This window comes from Gracilibacillus sp. JCM 18966 (assembly GCF_055392695.1).
Window position 1 is genome coordinate 2,078,916 of sequence record NZ_AP043883.1, and the last position, 16,920, is coordinate 2,095,835.

Sequence of the window (16,920 nt, forward strand, 5' to 3'; positions counted from 1 at the left end):
ATGAAGAAAAAGTGGAAATTACAACTGATCCATCATTCGCACACTGATATTGGCTATACCGATCGACAAGAAAAGATTGAACGTCACCATGTAGAATATATCAAATCGGTCCTTGATATATTAGAAGCGAGTGAGAATGGCTCTAGACCGGAATGGAAAGGGTATAAATGGACATGTGAAAACTATTGGCAGGTTGAGCGGTTCTTTGAGCAAAGTAGTGATAGTGACAAACAGAAATTTATCCAATATGTACAGTCAGGTCAGATTGATATCTCTTTAACCTATTTGAATATGACTGACCTTGTCGATAATGACATTTTAGATGCTATGTTTAAAAAAGGAAGAAAATTCTCTAATGAACATCAGCTTGATTTGGATTCAGCTATGACAGCAGATATCAATGGATTTTCATGGGGATATGCAGAAACAATGCATCAGAACAGCATTGTAAATCTCTATTCCTGTTTACATACTCATCATGGCATGTTCCCGCTCTATAAGAAACAGATCCCCTTCTGGTGGGAAACACCAAATGGAAACAAGATTTTAGTTTGGAATGGTGATCATTATCAAATTGGTAATGATTTTATGTTGATTCCAAATAGCTATCGCATAGATAATGGGACAGAGATAGTTACATCAGATGATCAAATGGCCATTGCAGAGCAGCGTATTTTCGAATATTTGGAGAACCTGGAAGCAGAAGACTATCCCTTCGATTTTGTTCCTAATATGATTTCAGGGATTGTAACCGATAATTCACCACCTAATCCTCGGCTAATTGAAATGATTCATAAATGGAATGATAAGCATGGCGGTCAAGTGGAGATTGAATTAACTACTCTACATCAGTTCTTTGATTTTCTACGTAAACAGGAGCTTGATCTTCCAGTGTATGCAGGTGACTGGACAGACTGGTGGTCAGATGGAGTTGGCTCCACCCCTGCCCCAACTAAGATCTATCGGGATGCTCAACAGAAGTATCACTTATCACAGAAACTAGATCCACAAGGTAAATGGGGGCGTGAATCTCTTTTGCAAGAAGCGGAGTATCAATTGATGTTATATGCAGAGCATACATGGGGTTATGCCTCTTCCGTCAGTGAACCGTGGAATACGCTTGTGAATGATTTAGACTATCGTAAGGCAGCCTATGCTATTAACGCCAATCGCCTTATTTCACAACATTTGGATCAGATACTTGGTCACTTGGGAGAAGTGCCACCAACAATTGATCGGGAAAAGTATTTTAAAGTAGTCAATCCCCATGATTATCCAGTGACGGATTATGCTACTGTACCGATAAAACATTGGGAACATATCGATGGCAGGTATTTAGCATGGGATCGAGACAATTATATTGATGTGATCGATTGTGAAACAAATGAGAAACTTGCTGCCCAGCTTACACCAATACCAAATGGTGATGTCATTGAATTTGCCATTTCTTTAGCGACAAAGGAAGAGAAGCTGTTGAAATTAGTGAAAGGTGAAGCACCAAAGAATCCACGACACGCTAACCATGCACATATTGGCACTGACAGAGTAGAAGATATTGCTCCTTATCCGGGTTATGAAGGTGTACCGGATACTCATGTAGTAGAAACCAAACACTATCGATTAGCTTTTGATCAGCAATCAGGAATTACATCCTTACGAGATAAGAAAAATAAAAGAGAATTGATCCATCCAGACGCACTATATGCACCTTTTACAGGAGTATATGAGAAGACACCAATTACAACGGATGCCTGTACTGAAAGAAGATTGATGGGACGAAATCGTAAAGGGAGATTGGTAGATCGTTATACTGCTAGTCTAAAACATATCGATATAACTAAAGACGGAGATTTATTTACTGCCGTTCAAATGGATTTTGAACTAGAAGGTACACAGATGTACACGGTGATCCTTAAGGTCTATAAAGAACTGCCGAAAATTGCTGTAACGGTTAGAATTCAAAAGCAGAATGAGTGGGCACCGGAAAATCTTTATATTCCACTGCCATTTAGTGCGGACAAAGATGGTGAATTATTTATTGAAAAGACTGGTGCTGTGCTTCGACCGGCAATTGATCAACTGCCAGGAACTAATACGGAGTTTTTCTGCTTACAGAATGGGCTTGCCTTTACAGGAACAGACAGTTCACTTCTAATAGCAATCAAAGATACACCACTGATTACCTTAGATTCTTTAGCACATCATCCTATTGAATTAGCAAATGATCAGCAGCATGACAAGAATCGACAACCCGTTTATTCTTGGATTATGAATAATTTCTGGGAAACAAATTTCAAGGTTGATTTATCAGGTTTCTATGAGTTTGACTATCAATTATACCTTGTTTCTGAGCAGCAGAATCCAAAACGATTATTGGAAAAGTGTCAACAATTAAATCAAGGCCTGCTTGCATTCCCGGTTAACCCTAGTAGGGAAGGAGCTTGATGATGAAAAAATTGCATGTCGTGTTTAAGACATACTTAGATCTTGGTTTTACTAGCTGTCGAATAATTCGACCGTTGATTTTTGTTAACAATAAAGTTCAAGTTACTAATATATCAAACCCTTGATATTTGGACCTTGATTCGGATAAAATAGTCTTTGGTGATTTTGGAATCTTTTCGTTCCAAGTGATTTTCTTTTTTCCTTTTACTCCATAAGGTGGTTTAGAAAACCAACTGAGATTTTTATTGGAATGAAGTAGTAAAAGGTAATTTTTAATGTTAAAAAGTGTTAACAGAGACATTTATGTTGGACAAGTATTTGGCCTGTTACCCCAAGATGAGAGGATTGGAATTTTAAATATGAAAGATAATTTTTGGCGTGAATTACCACGACCGTTTTTTATATTAGCACCAATGGAGGACGTGACAGATGTCGTGTTTCGCCATGTAGTAAGTGAAGCAGGTAGACCTGATGTATTTTTTACAGAGTTTACAAATACGGAGAGTTATTGTCACCCAGAGGGTAATCAAAGCGTTCGTGGGCGTTTGACTTTTACAGAAGATGAACAACCAATTGTAGCCCACATATGGGGAGATAAGCCTGAATACTTTCGAGAAATGAGTATTGGGATGGCGAAGCAAGGTTTTCGAGGGATTGATATCAATATGGGCTGTCCTGCACCTAATGTGGCAGGGAATGGCAAGGGGTGTGGCCTTATCCGTCGTCCTGAAGTTGCAGCAGAGCTCATACAAGCAGCAAAGGCAGGAGGGTTACCTGTAAGTGTAAAAACTAGGCTTGGTTACACCTATGTAGAGGAATGGAAGGATTGGTTGACACACCTATTGAAACAAGACATTGTGAATCTATCCATTCATCTCCGTACAAAAAAGGAAATGAGCAAAGTAGATGCACATTGGGAGCTTATTCCAGAAATTAAGAAACTTCGTGACAAGGTGGCACCAGATACACTTTTAACCATTAATGGAGATATACCCGACCGTCAGACAGGCTTGAAGCTTGCTCATCAGTACGAGGTGGATGGGGTGATGATTGGACGTGGTGTTTTTACCAATCCATTTGCCTTTGAGCTGCAACAGCGGGACCATAGTAGTAAAGAATTGCTCGATCTTTTGAGACTGCACTTGGATCTCTTTGATGAGTATTCGAAATTAGAACCTCGTTTGTTCAAGCCTCTTCGTCGCTTTTTTAAGATATATGTTCGTGGATTTCGAGGTGCAAGTGAATTAAGAAATCAGTTGATGAGCACAGAATCAACGGATGAAGTGCGTGAACTGCTTGATGATTTTGAACAAAAGAATATGGATAAGACTTTGTGAAAATATACCTTGTCTCAATAAAAAGAGGCTGGGACGAAAGAGTAAGTAAAGAAAGGAAAATTCAAACGTTAATATTTCTGCACGGATACCGCTCCGTCAAAATACTCCGCTTTCCGTGGGCACGGCTTCAGCTAACTTTGCAAAGAAAACCGCTTTGCAAAGTGGATCTTCAGCTCGTGCTGTTCCCACAGGAGTCTCCGTATTTTGACTACGCTAAAGTAGAATAATGTTCGGATTATAGCGATTGCTGTTTAGTTATGTCCCAGCCCCTTTTTTGACATTAAATTAAGATTCATTGTGATCTTCGCGATTAGCTTCTTTCATCGGCAAAAATTCAAAAATCTCACCAGTCTCAATGGAATGAGCAAGTCGCTCTAACCAGTGGCAATAGCTTTTGTATTCCTCAAGTTGTTGCAAATCTTGTTGTGCCCGCTGCTTTAATTTTTCATTAACTTCCTCATCATGAAGGACTTCTTGTAATTTTTTGATTGCATCATTAATAGAGGATAGATTTAATTTAGCTTCTCTTTCCCATTTATCCCCGAAAAAGTTAGAGAAATATTGAAAGAAATCTTTTTCAGCCATAAATAAGTCCTTACGAGAACCTTTTTTCCAAACTTTCTTTACAATGTTGATATCCTGTAGCTTTCTTACAGCAGTACTCATGCTTGGTTTACTCATGCCAAGATCATTTTTCATATCATCGAGAGTCAATGGGTCATGTTTGAAATACATCGTTGCGTAAAGTCTTCCGATAGATGGTGTGACACCATAGAGATCCATTGTTTCGGCAATGGAGTTAATGACTTCACGTTCTGCATCCTCTAGCAATTCTTCTGCCTTCTGCTGTTTTGCACCATTCTTATCTTCCAATGTTAACCCTCATTTCTTCTTATTATATAAATTAAAATAGTTAAATTTAATTTTAATTACTTTAATTTTAACTATAACGCATCTTTCGTGAAAATCAAAATTAATTTTACTAAAAATAGTGGTTTGTTTACAATGAAAAACGAATATGATATATTTAACTTGTTAAATACGTTAAGAAATAATTTAACAAAATTAATAAAGGGGGCAACTTTATGAAAAAAATGTTCATCAACGGGGAATGGACAGAAGCTCGCTCCGGGGAGAAGAGAAGCATCATCAACCCGTTTAATCAAGAAATTATTGCAACAGTAACAGAAGGAAACGAGGAAGATGCAAAATTAGCTATATCAGCTGCTCGAGAAGCCTTTGATTATGGCGATTGGAAATATACACCTGCAAATGAACGTGGGAAAAAAGTACTTGAAATTGCAAGTTTGATTGAAAGGGATAAAGAAGAACTAGCAGAATTAGAATCACTGGATACGGGAAAAACCATCACAGAAAGTCGTGCAGATATGGACGATATCGTGGAAGTTTTCCGCTATTTTGCTGGTTTAGCGGATAAAGATGGTGGTGAAATCATTGATTCACCGATTCCGAATAGCCAGAGTAAGGTTGTTCGAGAACCTGTCGGAGTTTGTGGTCAAATCACACCATGGAACTACCCACTCTTACAAGCAGCTTGGAAGATAGCTCCTGCACTTGCTGTGGGCAATACGATTGTTATGAAGCCGAGTGAAATCACTCCTTTAACTACCATTAAAGTGACAGAACTAATGGAGGAAGTAGGTTTTCCAAAAGGGGTAGTCAATCTTGTCCTCGGTAAAGGGAATACAGTTGGTAACGAACTAGCCGTGAGCAATGATGTTGATCTTATATCTTTCACTGGGGGAATCTCTACAGGGAAGAAAATCATGCAGGCTGCAAGCGAAAATGTAAAAAAAATTGCGCTTGAACTTGGAGGGAAAAACCCGAATATTGTTTTTGCGGATGCTGACTTTGACACAGCAGTTGATCAGGCTATGAATGCTGTATTCTTTCATGCAGGACAAGTTTGCTCAGCTGGTGCTAGGTTGCTAGTAGAAGATTCTATACATGACCGTTTTGTTGAAGCACTTGCTGAAAGGACAAAACGAATTAAATTAGGAAATGGATTTAATGGAGAAACTCAATCTGGACCATTAATATCCGAAGAGCATCGAGCGAAAGTAGAAAAATACGTGGACATCGGAAAGCAGGAAGGAGCAAATGTGTTAGTTGGAGGCTCACGTCCTGAAGAACCTGAACTGCAAAACGGCTTTTTCTATTTGCCTACAATATTAACGAACTGTCATTCTACTATGCGCATCGTACAGGAGGAAGTATTTGGTCCTGTTTTAACGGTTGAACGCTTTAAAGATGAAGACGAGGCAGTGCGACTTGCTAATGACACGATTTACGGGTTAGCTGGTGCAGTATGGACCAAGGATGTTGATAAAGCAGAGCGTGTTGCAGCTGCATTACGGATGGGAACCGTGTGGATTAATGATTTCCATCCATATTTTGCTCAAGCCCCATGGGGTGGATATAAACAGTCAGGTATAGGGCGAGAATTAGGGAAGCTTGGATTAGAAGAGTATACAGAAACGAAACACATTTATCGCAACCTTAAACCAACACCGCTTCATTGGTTTAAGTGATTTTACTATAAACGTAGGGGAGACTTTGGGCAAGTAGTACGATATCCTTGCCCAATTATTGTTGCTAAGCAATATCTTAAGGAGGTTCGTGAAATGAACGAAACATTTGACTATGTAATCATCGGTGGAGGTAGTGCAGGTTCTGTACTCGGTAATCGCCTAAGTGAGGATGGAACAAACAGTGTTCTTATATTAGAAGCAGGACGTAGTGACTATCCATGGGATCTATTAATTCAAATGCCAGCAGCACTTCCATTCCCAGCTGGAAAAAGCTTATACGACTGGAAATACGCATCCGATCCTGAACCATATATGAATGGAAGGCGCGTCAAGCATGCACGCGGAAAAGTGCTTGGAGGCTCAAGCTCTATTAATGGAATGATCTACCAACGTGGAAATCCGAAGGACTATGAACGATGGGGAGCAGACACCGGTATGGAAACATGGGACTTTGCCCACTGTCTTCCTTATTTTAAACGATTGGAAAATGCTCTAGCAGCAGATGCAGATGATGAGCTTCGTGGACATGATGGCCCGATCAAATTGGAACGAGGACCAGCAACTAATCCTTTATTTCAAGCCTTCTTTGACGCAGCTGTTGAGGCTGGCTATTCCAGGACTAAGGATGTCAATGGTTATCGTCAAGAAGGGTTTGGCCCGTTTGATAAGCATGTGTATAAAGGGAGACGGTTGTCAGCTTCTCGTGCTTATTTACATCCGATTAAGAATCGTAAGAACCTTACAATAAGAACACGTGCCTTCGTGACCAATATTGAAATAAATGGGAACAAAGCTGAAGGTGTAACCTATCGACGCAATGGAAAGATCCATCATGTAAAAGCGGGAGAAGTGATTTTAGCAGGTGGTGCGATTAACACGCCACAGCTACTTCAGCTATCAGGTGTAGGCGATGCAGAACATCTACGTTCAGTTGGAGTCAAACCGAAAATTAATCTTCCTGGTGTGGGGGAGAACCTCCAGGATCATCTTGAAGTATATATTCAACATGCTTGTCCTAAACCAGTATCTGAACAGCCTAACTTAAAGAAATGGAGAATGCCTTGGGTCGGCTTACAATGGATATTCGGTCGTAAAGGTCCAGCGGCAACTAACCATTTTGAAGGTGGAGGTTTTGTACGTTCGAATAATGACGTTGATTATCCAAACTTGATGTTTCATTTCCTTCCCGTAGCAGTAAGGTATGATGGACAAAAGGCAGACACAGATCATGGATTCCAAGTACATGTAGGACCTATGTATTCTGATGCACGAGGATCCTTAAAGATTCGGTCAAATGACCCGAAAGAACATCCAAGCATGGTCTTTAATTACCTTTCTACTGAGCAGGATCGACGTGAGTGGATTGAAGCAATACGAGTTTCTCGGGAGATTCTGTCCCAACCCGCTATGGCACCATATAATTCAGGAGAGATTTCCCCTGGTCCTACCGTCCAGACGGATGAAGAGATACTGAATTGGGTGGCTAGGGATGCTGAAACTGCACTTCACCCATCATGTACGGCAAAAATGGGTCCAGAATCAGACCCGATGGCTGTTGTAGATCCTAATACGATGAAGGTTCATGGGCTTGATAATGTACGAGTAGCTGATGCCTCTGCAATGCCTTATGTTACGAATGGTAATATTCATGCACCAGTGTTAATGCTAGCAGAGAAAGCAGCAGACTTAATTCTTGGTAAACAGCCGTTACAGCCTATTTATGCTAGCTATTACCGTCATGGTTTAGATCCTGCTCATGCAGGTACCATAACGAACTAAAATAATAAATTACTAAAAAGAAGCATCTAGTTGCAAATGTAGTGCAATTAGATGCTTTTTTATTAGAATACCTATCTACTTTTAAGAGGATATAAAGAAATGCAGAGGACGACATCCTCTGCAAGATATGAATAAAATTTTTATATTTATAGTAATCAATGTCCGTAAAAGGCTCTGCCTCAAGCCTCGAAAAGATAAAGCATAACAGCCGCTAAGCATTTGTTTAAAGATGTGAGAACCTCACTGACCTTTACTTTACCCATTCATTGACTAATTCTTGATTCTCATCGATCCATTTCTTCGCACCATCAAGTGGTTTATCGGCACTTTCCACATAGTCGATAAGTTGTCCGATTTGTTCATCATTCATCTTCCAATTATTAAACCATTCACTAACCTCTGGATAATCTTCATTAAATCCATCTCTAGTAGCATGATGAATTTTCTCTACTCCTCCGTAGGTGTTTTGTGGGTCTTCCAAGAATTTTAAATCATATTTGGAGAAGACGGAATGTGGCGTCCAAAGCGGTGCTACGATCGGTTCTTCGTTTTCGACAGCATCTCTTATCTTAACTAACATGGAAGGCTCTGAGCTTGGTAAAAGTTCAAACTCAAGATGATAATCTTGAATAACTTCGTTTGTCACTTCCATTGTTCCTGCACCAGGATCAAAGCCAACAATCTCACCATCGAACAGTTCTTTATGGTCGTTTAAATCTTCTATACTATTCACTTCATTTAAATAACTTGGCACTACTAACCCTACTTTAGCATTGTCAAACCAAGTATTCTCAGAAAAATTAACCGTATCCTTATATTTCTCGTAATAATTGGCATCTTGGACAGGTAGCCACACTTCTAAATTAACATCCAATTCAGCATTTTCTAAGGCTTCCATCATAATGCCCATATCCAATACATTTAATTTCACATTATAGCCCTTATCTTCTAAAATTGCTTTCCACATATTTGTTACGGCGATATTCTCTGCCCAGTTAATTTGCCCAATTGTTATTTCTTCCTTTTTTCCACTTGATCCATTTTCTGAATCACCCTTAGTGTCTCCACATGCTGTCAGTATAGTAATCACGAAAAGTGTTAAAATAATACTGAGTGCTTTTTTTGATTTCTTCATTGAAAATAACTCCTTTTCTATATATTTATTAAAAATATTTCAAATTGATAAATTGTTTAGAAATATTTTAATCATTATACCGAATAACATTCTGCTCAAAAGAACAATAGGCCAATCTAATTAGTAAGTACGTCTATTTTAATTGGTAAATTTGTTAAATTTTTTTTAAACGTTCTTTATACTTTTATCTTAACGTGTTTAGATTAAATGTCAAGAGGTATTACGTGATTTTAGTTAATTCTTATAAAAGCAAGGAATTCAAAATAGTGATTTTAGGAGCTTTTAGATGATGCTCGTTTCCCTTAACCATACACTTGAAAATTGCTGAACTTTCTATTTAAGGCTAAAATAGAAGGAGAAAGGAAAGGTGTTATAAAATGAAACAAAAATATAATCCATCATTGCCACCTAAAACCTGTACAATTGATAAATTAGTTACCATTCCAGCAGATGTGGAAAAAGTATTAATGGGTAGAAAGACGGCAACAAGACGTAATGGACGATATGCAGATATCGGTGAGATTATGGAATTAAACAACAAGAAGTATCGGATAGATAACGTATATAAACAAACTCTTGGAGAATTGAGCGATGAGGATGCGCAGCGTGAAGGCTATAAAAGCCTAGAAGCCTATAAGGAATCAATTTTATCCATGCATCCAGGGATGCCTTGGCTGCCCAAAATGGAAGTTTGGGTACATGAGTTTAGTGAACTTGAGGAATGATCACACAACATAAAAAAGCATCTGAAAAGCAGATGCTTTTTTTCTTAATCCTCTAGATCGTAGCGGCCACGGTCTTCGCCATAGTATTGGTTATATCGCTTCTTGAATTTGTAGAACAGATACGAGCCAAGAACCTTTAAAATAGCGTAACCTGGAATACCTAGTATTACCCCGATGACTCCAAATAAATTCCCAGCAATCAATAATACTAGGATAATGGTTAATGGATGGATTTGCATGGTTTTGCCCATAATGTTCGGTGAAACAAAGTTTCCTTCTAGAAATTGAACAGCAATCCAAACAATCGCTAGCTTTAGTAGCATAAATGGCGAGTCTACAATCGCAATAATAACAGCAGGGATGATCGCGATGGTTGGGCCTAAATAAGGAACTACGCTCGTAATCGCGGCAACAATAGCTAGTGTAAAGGCATAATCTAATCCAATAATTAAGTAACCAATGAATAATAGAATCCCAATAACTGTAGCTACGATGATTTGACCTTGAATGTAAGAACCAACTTGTGTATCCATATTACTTAGAATTTGTTTCGTATCATCTCGGAACTTCGGCGGAAACACCTTGATCATAAAGTTTTTGAATTTTTCTCCATCTTTTAATAAGAAAAATAAAATAATTGGGAAGGTGACAATGGCCACAACTGTACTAGTTACTTTGCTTGCAACATTTTGCACGCCTTGAAAACCGTCAGAAATATAAGTGCCGATTAACTGTGGCAGCTCGCTTAAACGATCCATTAACCATTGATAGCCTTCATCATAATAAGGCCCTAAAAACGAATTTTGTACCCAATTCGTAAAGCTTTCCCCAAATTGTTTTAAATAATTTGGAAAGGATTGGACTAAATCCTTCACCTGAGCCTCGATAGCTGGTGCGGTTAACAAAATAATACCTGTTAAAGCCCCACTAATTCCGAGAATGAGTATTACAATTCCCCAAATACGCTTGATACGAAATTGTTCCAGTAGGTTAACAATCGGATTCAACAAATAGTAGGCAATAAAAGCGAGAATCACAGGAGGGACAATCGTAGATAAAATAACCTCCAATGGATAGAAAATAAATGAAATTTTTGTATAAATATAGATCATTATTCCAATAAGTATGAAGATACCTAATATGTAAAAAATATTTTTTCCACCAATAAATTTTAAAAATCTATTTGATGATTCCATTCTCTGTCTCCAGCTCCTTATCATACAATATAACCTTGCTAACATGCCATCTCGATGTCTTTCCATTAGTAATGTACCATAATATTGCTATATTTCCTATTGATAACTTTAAGATTTTAAACAAAAAAGGTGATCGATACCTTATAGAAGATGTGACATGCTGATTGATATGGATGCTACTATAGAATGGATAGGAAAAATTAACGAGGTTTACCGTACCAGAAGATGTGAAAAGTAGTACTCGGATTGTCAGTCTAGAGGAACTACAAAACTTACAACAATAGAATAAAAGAAAGGGGCTAGGACATAACTAAACAGCAAGCGCTATAATCCGAACATTATTCTGCTTTAGCGTAGTCAAAATACGGAGACTCCTGTGGGAACAGCACGAGCTGAAGCCGTGCCCCCGGAAAGCGGAGTATTTTGACGGAGCGGTATCCGTGCAGAAATATTAAGGTTCGGATTTTCCTTTCTTTACTTACTCTTTCGTCCCAGCCTCCAAATCCTATTATTAATTTCTCGAACCTAACACTCTTAAGCTATTAATTAGTAAGGAAGGATTTTTCAAAAAACTCTAACAAATATTCTAGTGTAATAGGATCACTGTAAGTAGAAGCTTTTGTATCAATTGCATAGACATGATCATTTTGAACAGCAGGTATGTTTTTCCAAGTTTCCGTTTCTAAGAACGAATTCTCCTTTTCTGGATCCCTGCTCAGAATAATATAGTCACCTGCAAATTCAGGTAGTAGTTCAGTAGAGAATGTATGAACTCCAGACTCTAGTGCCATTTCTTTTACCTTTTCTGGCATGTTTAATCCCATAGCCTGGTATAATATTTCTGTACCACGAGCATAATTATCTCCAAAAACATAAAATTCTTTATTACCACTTTCTATGACAGAAACAGTGGCATCTTCTCCGATTTTGTCCTTGATTTGTTCCCCAATTTTACTAGCACGGTCCTTGAAATTCTCTACCCATTCATTCGCTTCTTTTTCTTTGTTTAAGAGTTTTCCGATTTCCATTTGTTGAGCTAAATAGTCTAATTTACCCCAAGTATAAACAACGGTTGGTGCCATTTCATTCAGCTTGTCTATATTTTTAGTCTGAGCACCGGCGATGATGAGATCAGGTTCAAGCTCAAGAATTTTCTCAAGATTTTCTTCAGAAACGACTTCCACACCTTCTAATTTTTCTTGAAAGAGAGGATTGTTTTTTGTCCATTGATCAATCCCTACAATATTACCATCTAAGGAAAGAACATTTGGACCATTTGTGAGTGCCACAATACGTTTCGGTTCATCTGGAACTTCAACGGGGCCAGTTTCAGATTCATATGTAATGGTCTCTTTAGTTGTGTCAGATGCATTACTTGTATTGGCAGACTCTGTGCCACTGCACGCACCAAGGGACAGGGTCAATAAAACTATAATTGGTATAAAAAGCTTTTTCAATATGATCGGCTCCTTTTCGAATTAGTAATGATAATCATTTTCAATTGCTTCATAAAATATACTAATCATAAATAAGAGGAATGTCAATATACTTTATAGACCTAATTCACATTAAATAGCGATTTTTGAACACGTACGGACAAATGCAGATTGACGCTACATACCCATGATGATATGATAGAAATATATATTTTAGAAAACTATCACTAAACGAATACGATTAAAAACGGCTATTTAATAGTATTGCATTAGTTGTACAGACGAGTTTTCGAATAATAAGAGAATCTTTGTTTTGGTCATCTACTAATAAACTTATCTATTGGGGGAAACAGTATGAGTCAAGAAGTGAAAAATGCTATTCAATCAGGCAAGACGGTGCTTGGAATCGAGCTTGGGTCTACTAGAATTAAAGCAGTTCTTATCGGAAAGGATAATGAGACAATTGCTTCCGGGAGCCATGATTGGGAAAATAGTTATATAGACAATATGTGGACATACAGTGTTGAAGAGATTTGGAAGGGGATACAAGATAGCTATCAAAAGATGGCACGAAGTGTAAAGCAGCAATACGGAATTTCTCTAAAAAAGATTGGAGCTATTGGCTTTAGTGCGATGATGCACGGCTACATGGTGTTCGGTAGGGATGGAGAACTTCTTGTACCTTTCCGCACTTGGCGAAATAATATAACCGAAGAGGCTTCCACAGCATTAACAGAACTTTTTAACTATAATATTCCACAAAGATGGAGTATTGCTCATCTTTATCAAGCCATTTTGAATCAAGAAGATCACCTATCAGATATACATTTTCAAACAACGTTAGCGGGTTATGTTCATTGGAAGCTAACAGGTCAGAAAGTACTTGGTATTGGTGAAGCGTCTGGTGTTTTTCCTATTGATTTAGAGGCGAAAAATTATAATCAAGAAATGATACAACAATTTAATAGCTTAATTGAATCTAGAAATCTACCTTGGAAGCTTGAGGAGCTTTTACCTAGGGTATTAGTTGCTGGGGAAAATGCGGGTGTACTGACTGATGAGGGAGCAAAGCTACTCGATATAAGTGGTGAATTAGAAGCAGGAATTCCTCTATGTCCTCCTGAAGGGGATGCTGGAACAGGTATGGTTGCTACGAATAGTATAGCCAAACGCACTGGAAACGTGTCGGCCGGTACCTCTGCATTTGCTATGGTTGTTTTAGAGAAGGAATTATCTAGAGTACACCCTGAAATTGATCTCGTTACTACACCTACAGGTAATTTGGTGGCGATGGCTCATTCTAATAACTGTTCCTCAGACTTGAATGCATGGGTTAGTCTATTCGAAGAATTCTCAGGCGTTATGGGGAACAAATTAGATAAAAATCAATTATACGGTGCTTTATTTAAGCAAGCTCTCCAAGGTGATGCCGATGGTGGCGGACTTCTATCTTATGGCTATCTATCAGGAGAGCATATGACCCATTTTGAAGAGGGACGCCCGTTGTTTGCTCGTTCTTCTGATAGTAATTTCAATCTTGCTAATTTCATGCGTGTTCAATTATTTACAGCCTTTGGTGCAATGAAGATAGGAATGGATATTCTTCTTAAGGAAGAAGGCGTAAAACTAGATGAAATTCTTGGCCATGGTGGCTTGTTTAAAACAGAGGGTGTTGGCCAAAGTGTGCTAGCGGCTGCACTTAATGTTCCAGTTTCCGTGATGGAAACGGCCGGAGAAGGTGGTGCATGGGGAATTGCCTTACTTGGTTCTTATATGCTCAATAAAGAAGATAATCAATCCCTAGAAGAATTTCTAAATGACAAGGTATTTGCAGGTCAGGTAGTGAAAACACTGTCCCCTAATCCAAAAGATGTTAAAGGATTTGAACAATTTATGGAACGATACAAGAAAGGTCTTACAATAGAAAGAGCAGCAGTAGAGAACCTTTAATGAATAAATCCAATTGTGAAAAATAATTGAATTTATTTCAAGTGTGGGGGAGTACCTTTATTGTATGGTAAAATAAAGATAAAGGAAACGCACAAAGTCTACACTTGAGGAGGATTCAACTATGACGGAATCACCGAATAATGATAAAGCATTACGTTTGAAATCAATGCTTGAGGAAGCTCTTCAACCACTAACGGATAAGATTGGTTTATTGGAGCAGGAAGTAAAAGAGCTGCGAAAAGAACAAGCGGAACTCAAGCAAATTATCCATCAAAGATAAAATTAGGAGTCTATTCAGGGGATGGATAGACTCCTTTTTCATCTGGCCAACCTTTTCATAACCAAAATAAGAAAGGCTTGAAATAATAAGCTATTCATATTAAAATAGTAGCAACTTAAGTCGAAGCGGAGGTGGATAGAGGTGTTGAATGATACTGTTTTTGTGCACGGATTTTGGACTGAATTCCTATATTTTTGCCGTGCAAAATTTGCTGTTTTAGTTGTTAACGGGATACGTATGTCCTTTTTTAACAACTAAATAGTAACAAAAACAGTGAAAACATCTCTTACCCACATTATATATAGATGACGCTAGGGAGTGGTCTTTTTCGTGCTCTCTTTTAAATTAATGCGTCGTCAATGCTTTTAAAAAGCCATGGGATGTCCTATGGCTTTTTTTGTTGGGAAAATAGGAACAGGAGGATAGACATCGTGATTGCATGTAGTATCAATCAAGTGACGAAGATGTATGGCGGTCATATGATTTTTGAAAATATATCATTGGAATTAAATGAAAAGGAAAGAGTAGGGCTGGTTGGGCCGAACGGTAGTGGAAAATCAACCCTTCTAAAATTACTGGCAGGCGAGGAACTACCAAACCAAGGACAAATCCATTGGAAAAAAGGATCACGAATTGGCTACCTTGCTCAATTTTCTATGTTTCAACCAGATATATCTGTAAGGGAAGCTTTACGGACAGCTTTTTCTGAATTGATTGAATTAGAAAAGAAGATAGGGAACTTAGAAAAAAGTATGAGTCAAGAAATGGGTGAGAAAGATTTACAGAAGCTTGTCGAGCAATATGGAGTATTTCAAGACCAATATTTATCCAAAGGAGGGTACGCCATCGATAGTGAAATCGATAAAGTGGCAAAAGGGTTAAATATTGAGGGAATGTTAGATCAGACGGTAGGGGCACTTAGTGGTGGCGAGAAAACGAAGGCTGGGTTGGCCTATATATTATTAAAAGAATCAGATTTATTGTTATTGGATGAACCTACTAATCATTTAGATGTTTCAGCGATAGAATGGCTTGGAAATTATATAAAGAATTTCACTGGAACCGTGGTGATTGTATCCCATGATCGGTATTTTTTAGATGAAACGGTGAATAGAATTGTCCATGTCGAGAATGGCGACCTAGAGAGCTTTGACACCAATTATTCTGATTATGTAACGGAAAAAGAAGCTCGTTTACTTCGTGAATTTCATGCATATGAAGAACAGCAAAAGAAAAGGAAGAAAATGAAAGAAACGATAAAAAGACTAAGAGAATGGGCGAATAGGGCAAAACCTCCAAATGAAGGTCTCCATAAAAGAGCTAGAAATATGGAAAAAGCATTAGAAAGAATGGAAAAATTGGATCGCCCTGTGTTAAATCGGAAGAAAATGAACTTGAAAATCGATGCAGGAAGTAGAAGTGGTAAGGATGTGATACAGCTGAAGGCAGTTTCGAAAGCATTTTTTGATAACCAGCTTTTTCAAGATGTCAATCTCCATGTTCAGTATCAACAAAGAACCGCAATCGTCGGAAATAATGGAACAGGAAAAACTACGTTATTAAAGTTAATCTTAGGACATCTTAAAGCAGACAAAGGAGAGGTAAGGATCGGGAGTAATGTGAAGATTGGCTACCTGTCACAGCATACTTTTTCTAAAATGGTAGACAGAACGGCAATCGATGTCTTTCGTGACGAAGTGAAAGTAACAGAAGCGGAGGCAAGACAGATATTAGCAAAATTTCTATTCTACGGCTACAGTGTATTTAAAAAGGTTTCCCAGCTAAGTGGTGGAGAAAAAATGAGGTTGAGATTGGCCCAGCTTATGTATCAGGATACCAATTTATTGATCTTAGATGAGCCTACGAACCATTTAGATATAGATTCATTGGAAGTATTAGAGGAAACGCTTGAACAATACGAAGGCACCATTCTTGCAATATCCCATGATCGTTACTTTCTAAATAAATTATTTGATAGGATTTTCTGGATCGAAGATGGGCATGTGCATGTATGGGAAGGAAACTATGACTGGGCTAAGCTAAAAATGAGTGAGAAAAGAACTTAGCAAAAAAAAATGCCGCATG

The 16,920-nt window shown here is 38.2% G+C and carries 13 protein-coding genes; 9 read left to right on the top strand and 4 right to left on the bottom strand.

From position 1 onward, the window contains the following. Window positions 1-2,445 carry a glycoside hydrolase family 38 N-terminal domain-containing protein gene (locus ACZ5N5_RS09990; protein WP_464373725.1) on the top strand — a complete coding sequence of 815 codons (2,445 nt, stop codon included), beginning with the start codon at window positions 1-3 and terminating at the stop codon, window positions 2,443-2,445. Between the two features lie 359 nt (window positions 2,446-2,804). Next, on the top strand, window positions 2,805-3,782 hold the full coding sequence (locus ACZ5N5_RS09995; protein ID WP_464373775.1) for a tRNA dihydrouridine synthase: 978 nt from the start codon (window positions 2,805-2,807) through the stop codon (window positions 3,780-3,782). A 285-nt stretch (window positions 3,783-4,067) separates the two neighbouring features. Here ACZ5N5_RS09995 and cudC read toward each other — a convergent pair whose 3' ends face one another. Then, the gene (cudC, locus tag ACZ5N5_RS10000; protein ID WP_054788917.1) at window positions 4,068-4,655 is read right to left on the bottom strand and encodes a choline uptake/conversion transcriptional regulator CudC; all 588 of its coding nucleotides are present in this window, start codon (window positions 4,653-4,655) and stop codon (window positions 4,068-4,070) included. A 212-nt stretch (window positions 4,656-4,867) separates the two neighbouring features. Here cudC and betB point away from each other — a divergent pair, with 212 nt between their 5' ends. Beyond that, on the top strand, window positions 4,868-6,334 hold the full coding sequence (betB, locus tag ACZ5N5_RS10005; protein WP_277678815.1) for a betaine-aldehyde dehydrogenase: 1,467 nt from the start codon (window positions 4,868-4,870) through the stop codon (window positions 6,332-6,334). 93 nt (window positions 6,335-6,427) lie between these two features. Beyond that, window positions 6,428-8,113: a choline dehydrogenase gene (gene betA, locus ACZ5N5_RS10010; RefSeq protein ID WP_464373726.1), complete on the top strand. Its 1,686-nt coding sequence runs from the start codon at window positions 6,428-6,430 to the stop codon at window positions 8,111-8,113. A 250-nt stretch (window positions 8,114-8,363) separates the two neighbouring features. Here betA and ACZ5N5_RS10015 read toward each other — a convergent pair whose 3' ends face one another. Next, entirely contained in the window at window positions 8,364-9,248 is an 885-nt protein-coding gene (locus tag ACZ5N5_RS10015; protein ID WP_109983896.1) for a glycine betaine ABC transporter substrate-binding protein, read from the bottom strand. A gap of 377 nt (window positions 9,249-9,625) precedes the next feature. Here ACZ5N5_RS10015 and ACZ5N5_RS10020 point away from each other — a divergent pair, with 377 nt between their 5' ends. Next, window positions 9,626-9,973, top strand: a complete 348-nt coding sequence (locus tag ACZ5N5_RS10020) for an ASCH domain-containing protein (protein WP_054788915.1) — start codon at window positions 9,626-9,628, stop codon at window positions 9,971-9,973. A 44-nt stretch (window positions 9,974-10,017) separates the two neighbouring features. Here the strand turns inward: ACZ5N5_RS10020 and ACZ5N5_RS10025 are convergent, their stop codons facing one another. Next, window positions 10,018-11,169 (bottom strand): AI-2E family transporter, encoded by a 1,152-nt coding sequence (locus ACZ5N5_RS10025; protein WP_109983895.1) that lies wholly within the window; start codon window positions 11,167-11,169, stop codon window positions 10,018-10,020. Between the two features lie 542 nt (window positions 11,170-11,711). Then, on the bottom strand, window positions 11,712-12,626 hold the full coding sequence (locus tag ACZ5N5_RS10030) for an iron-hydroxamate ABC transporter substrate-binding protein (protein WP_109983894.1): 915 nt from the start codon (window positions 12,624-12,626) through the stop codon (window positions 11,712-11,714). Window positions 12,627-12,959: 333 nt separating this feature from the next. On the opposite strand from ACZ5N5_RS10030, the gene ACZ5N5_RS10035 reads away from it, so the two are divergent. From ACZ5N5_RS10035 to abc-f, 4 genes are all read left to right on the top strand, one after another. Continuing rightward, window positions 12,960-14,555 (top strand): xylulokinase, encoded by a 1,596-nt coding sequence (locus tag ACZ5N5_RS10035; RefSeq protein WP_054788914.1) that lies wholly within the window; start codon window positions 12,960-12,962, stop codon window positions 14,553-14,555. A gap of 121 nt (window positions 14,556-14,676) precedes the next feature. After that, window positions 14,677-14,835, top strand: a complete 159-nt coding sequence (locus tag ACZ5N5_RS10040) for a hypothetical protein (RefSeq protein ID WP_181397454.1) — start codon at window positions 14,677-14,679, stop codon at window positions 14,833-14,835. Between the two features lie 162 nt (window positions 14,836-14,997). Next, complete coding sequence (locus ACZ5N5_RS10045) at window positions 14,998-15,093, top strand: RAxF-45 family protein (protein ID WP_464373776.1); 96 nt, start codon at window positions 14,998-15,000, stop codon at window positions 15,091-15,093. A 173-nt stretch (window positions 15,094-15,266) separates the two neighbouring features. Beyond that, window positions 15,267-16,901 carry a ribosomal protection-like ABC-F family protein gene (abc-f, locus tag ACZ5N5_RS10050; protein ID WP_464373727.1) on the top strand — a complete coding sequence of 545 codons (1,635 nt, stop codon included), beginning with the start codon at window positions 15,267-15,269 and terminating at the stop codon, window positions 16,899-16,901. Window positions 16,902-16,920: the final 19 nt, after the last annotated feature.

Excerpts from the sequence above, each read along its gene's own strand:
- ACZ5N5_RS09990 (WP_464373725.1), top strand. The coding sequence starts at position 1 with ATGAAGAAAAAGTGGAAATTACAACTGATCCATCATTCGCACACTGAT.
- ACZ5N5_RS09995 (WP_464373775.1), top strand. The coding sequence starts at position 2,805 with ATGAAAGATAATTTTTGGCGTGAATTACCACGACCGTTTTTTATATTA.
- betB (WP_277678815.1), top strand. The coding sequence starts at position 4,868 with ATGAAAAAAATGTTCATCAACGGGGAATGGACAGAAGCTCGCTCCGGG.
- betA (WP_464373726.1), top strand. The coding sequence starts at position 6,428 with ATGAACGAAACATTTGACTATGTAATCATCGGTGGAGGTAGTGCAGGT.
- ACZ5N5_RS10015 (WP_109983896.1), bottom strand. The coding sequence starts at position 9,248 with ATGAAGAAATCAAAAAAAGCACTCAGTATTATTTTAACACTTTTCGTG.
- ACZ5N5_RS10020 (WP_054788915.1), top strand. The coding sequence starts at position 9,626 with ATGAAACAAAAATATAATCCATCATTGCCACCTAAAACCTGTACAATT.
- ACZ5N5_RS10025 (WP_109983895.1), bottom strand. The coding sequence starts at position 11,169 with ATGGAATCATCAAATAGATTTTTAAAATTTATTGGTGGAAAAAATATT.
- ACZ5N5_RS10035 (WP_054788914.1), top strand. The coding sequence starts at position 12,960 with ATGAGTCAAGAAGTGAAAAATGCTATTCAATCAGGCAAGACGGTGCTT.
- ACZ5N5_RS10040 (WP_181397454.1), top strand. The coding sequence starts at position 14,677 with ATGACGGAATCACCGAATAATGATAAAGCATTACGTTTGAAATCAATG.